Annotated in this window: 3 protein-coding genes; 2 read left to right on the top strand and 1 reads right to left on the bottom strand. The window is 56.3% G+C overall.

What is annotated here, in order from left to right; translation table 11 throughout:
- Positions 1 to 664 precede the first annotated feature (664 nt).
- On the top strand, positions 665 to 1,504 hold the full coding sequence (gene ramA, locus Q3981_RS09975) for an acetate metabolism transcriptional regulator RamA (protein ID WP_303125840.1): 840 nt from the start codon (positions 665 to 667) through the stop codon (positions 1,502 to 1,504).
- Positions 1,505 to 1,550: 46 nt separating this feature from the next.
- Here ramA and Q3981_RS09970 read toward each other — a convergent pair whose 3' ends face one another.
- Positions 1,551 to 2,150 (bottom strand): cob(I)yrinic acid a,c-diamide adenosyltransferase, encoded by a 600-nt coding sequence (locus tag Q3981_RS09970; RefSeq protein ID WP_303125837.1) that lies wholly within the window; start codon positions 2,148 to 2,150, stop codon positions 1,551 to 1,553.
- 152 nt (positions 2,151 to 2,302) lie between these two features.
- Here Q3981_RS09970 and murA point away from each other — a divergent pair, with 152 nt between their 5' ends.
- Complete coding sequence (murA, locus tag Q3981_RS09965) at positions 2,303 to 3,580, top strand: UDP-N-acetylglucosamine 1-carboxyvinyltransferase (protein WP_012731091.1); 1,278 nt, start codon at positions 2,303 to 2,305, stop codon at positions 3,578 to 3,580.
- Positions 3,581 to 3,815 lie beyond the last annotated feature (235 nt).

Raw genomic sequence — 3,815 nt, 5'->3', positions numbered from 1 at the left:
GGAAACTTGAAAAGAGCGTCGTCTCGAGTCTCGGTTCCTCCTTGGATAGGACGATTGAGCGGATAAATAATCTGGCCACCCAGACGTGGGGACAGTAGGTGTGCTGGGATGATGAAAACACCACGCTCAACACGCATGGGGGTAGAGGGGGTAAAAACAACGGAACCGTAGGTTTTAATTTTTGGTTTTAGGTGGTGCTAAACCCCCTTTATAGCGGGCCATCATTCCGTCGTCTTATCGTGCGGTTTTGGTTGCTGTTCCGTCATTCTGGTGGCTCGTTGCGTTTATCATTTCGTGTGCCCTTTTGTGAGCCGGATGCCTTGATGTATGCACATATTTACTTTAAGCCCTGGTAGATAGGTTTTTTCGCGTCGATTAGCTATCGGGTGTCGGCACGTCGGTGATAGTTGGCACGTAATTTTGCTGCTAAAAGAATATGAGAAATCTTATTTATCTCTGTGAGAGAAAGTTCACATTTTTTGGCGCTCCCGTAGCCTACTCACGGTGGAAAACCCCTGTTCAAGGACGGTGTTGCGACCGTCGATGATCGTTTGAATCATCTAGTTACATTTTGTAGGGCAATTTAGTGGCTTTATAGTGAAGCTCGAAGCGTGTTTTTGCCCCCATCGGGTGTAACCCGGTGGGGGATACCAGGAGGGTAGTCGTGGACGCACTACGATACAAAGACGATGGTGAAGCCGTTCGGAGAGCTCTCGCCTCGTTGAAGAACACCACCGGAATTCCCGTGACCATGTATGGCGCGATCGAGACGGACAACAGCCTGAAGATCAACGCGTGGGTTGGGCTTCGTACACCGGCTTTACACAATCTTTCCATTGACGCCGGTTCAGGTGTGGGCGGTCGCGTAGTAACGACCCGCCGCCCGGTCGGTGTGAGTGATTACACCCGGGCAAAGGTCATATCCCACGAGCACGACCGTGCCATTCAAGATGAGGGCCTGCACTCTGTGGTCGCGGTGCCGATCATTGTCTCGCGTGACCTGCGCGGGGTTTTGTATGCCGGCGTTCACTCACCAGTCCGCCTAGGCGACAAAGTCCTCGAAGAAGTGACCATGACTGCCCGCACCCTTGAACAGGATCTCGCTGTCGGCGACGCTTTCCGTCGCACCGACCCGAGCCGCGGTGGTGGGAAGAGTGGCCGGTTGATGAACGGTGCCGAGTGGGAGCAAGTTCGCTCTACTCACTCGAAGCTCCGAATGTTGGCGAACCGGGTCGAGTCCGATGACCTCCGCCAAGAGCTTGAACAACTATGCGATCAAATGGTTCAGCCTGTTCGAGTGAAGCAAACGACCAAGCTTTCCGCCCGTGAGCTGGACGTTTTGGCCTGCGTAGCCTTGGGCCACACCAATGTGGAGGCCGCGGAAGAGATGGGCATCGGAGCGGAGACCGTGAAGAGCTATCTCCGTTCGGTAATGCGTAAGTTGGGTGCGCACACCCGCTATGAAGCGGTGAATGCTGCACGTCGCATTGGGGCCCTGCCGTAAAACAGAGCTCCGGAGGTTGAGATCGCCTGTACCGTTACAGGTGCGTCTATAACGAGTCGCGTGTGCCTCCACCAACCCATTTCACGTCGTTACCGTCGTTCGCCACACGCGACAAAATAAACAGCAGGTCAGAAAGCCTGTTGAGATACTTGGCAGGCAGCTTCGACGTTGTATCCGGATAGGCCTCAACAGCTGCCCACGCCGCCCGTTCCGCACGCCGCACCACCGCTCGCGCGTTCTGTAAAAACGCCGAAGTCATCGTCCCCCCGGGGAGGATGAACGAATCAAGTTTAGGCAAGTCCTCATTGAATTCGTCGCACCATTTCTCAAGGCGGTCGATGTAGCTTTGCTCAATCCGTAGTGGGGGGTATTTCGGATTTTCGACGACGGGCGTTGACAGATCGGCCCCAGCGTCGAAAAGTTCGTTTTGAATGATGGCGAGCGCGGATTGTGCAGCGTCGGGAAGTTGCGGCTTCTCGGCGCTTTTGTCCGCTGCGAGAGCCATGCCGATGATGGTGTTCGCCTCGTCGCACGTCGAATATGCGACAAGCCGCGGGTCGTTTTTGCTGACGCGCGAGAAGTCGGACAGTCCGGTGGTTCCGTCGTCGCCGGTTCGTGTGTAGATGCGGGTGAGATGGACGCTCATGATTTCATGTTACGTCCGTGCCGGTCTGCGCGTTCCCCATTCGCGTGCTTTATATAGCCCCGTTGCCCACGAATATTTTCGATAACCGCGCTGCTGAGACGGGTTTCTGCGCATTCCCGATCATGCTTGTTTAACCTGTAAGTGTGAGTGACGTGAAATCCCGAAACGATAGTTTCAAGGTAACTGGTGGAGCCCGTTTGCAAGGGCAGGTTCGTGTGGCGGGGGCGAAGAACAGTGTCCTTAAGTTGATGGGGGCCGCGTTGTTGGCCGAGGGCACGACGGTGCTGACCAATTGCCCCGAGATCGCCGATGTTCCTTATATGGCCGACGTCCTGCGGGGGTTAGGGTGCCGAGTGGTTCTGGATGGGCCGACGGTTTACATCACAGTTCCAGAGCACGTGACGAGTGACGCAGATTTCGACGCTGTGCGTAAGTTCCGCGCGTCGGTGTGCGTGCTTGGGCCGTTGACCGCTCGTAGTCATCGTGCGGTGGTTGCCTTGCCAGGGGGAGATGCGATCGGGTCGCGCCCGTTGGATATGCACCAAAGTGGTCTTGAAAAGCTGGGTGCGACGACGAAAATCGAGCACGGTTGCGTCGTATCTGAAGCTGAAAGCTTGCACGGTGCGTCGATCAAACTTGATTTCCCCTCGGTTGGCGCGACGGAGAACATTTTGACGGCCGCGGTGTTGGCGGAGGGCACCACCGTTCTGGATAACGCTGCTCGCGAGCCTGAGATCGTGGATTTGTGCACGATGCTCTCAGAAATGGGCGCGAAGATTTCGGGGGCTGGCTCGAACACGATCACGGTCGAGGGTGTTCCTCGGCTGGACCCGGTCCGCCACGAAGTGATCGGTGACCGCATTGTCGCGGGGACCTGGGCATATGCCGCTGCCATTACTCAGGGCGATATCACCGTCGGCGGAATTGATCCCTCTTTCCTCCACCTTGTTCTGGAGAAAGTCAAGGGTGCGGGTGCCGAGGTAGAGACCTATGCGACGGGGTTCCGCGTTGTGCAGAACCACCGTCCGAAGGCTGTCGATTACCAGACGCTGCCGTTTCCCGGCTTTCCGACGGACCTCCAACCGATGGCGATTGCGCTGTGTTCAGTGTCGGAGGGCACATCCGTGATCACCGAGAATGTCTTCGAGTCGCGTTTCCGGTTTGTTGATGAAATGACCCGCCTAGGTGCCGACGCCTACATCGACGGCCATCACGTCATGATCCGAGGGGTGGAACAATTGTCGTCTGCCCCGGTATGGAGCTCCGACATCCGTGCAGGTGCGGGGCTTGTTTTAGCCGGTTTATGTGCCGACGGCATGACTGAGGTCAACGATGTTTATCACATTGACCGCGGGTATCCGGACTTTGTGGAGACGTTGACGGAGCTGGGAGCGACCATTGAGCGCGCCCACCATGACTCTGCGGAGTGATGTTCCTTAGTGCCGCAGTGTGATGCTTTGTAGGTGCGTGGCGTGTTCCCTTGTAGGCCTACTACTTGGTCTCTCGCAAGAGTGGTGTTCTCTGAGCGCTAGTGGGGTCAACTAGGTTGCCGACGATGGAGCGAACGGAAAGGGATCGCATATGCGGTTCCTTTTTTGTTTCAAGTTCGCGTGTTTTGTGGTGTTGTGCTGGGGGTTTGTGGTGTGTGGGTGGGGTGTGTAGTGT

It is taken from the genome of Corynebacterium sp., from assembly GCF_030530965.1.
Classification (GTDB): Bacteria; Actinomycetota; Actinomycetes; order Mycobacteriales; family Mycobacteriaceae; genus Corynebacterium.
Note: the sequence above shows the minus strand (reverse complement) of the source record. Positions and strands in the feature narration are given on the sequence as shown.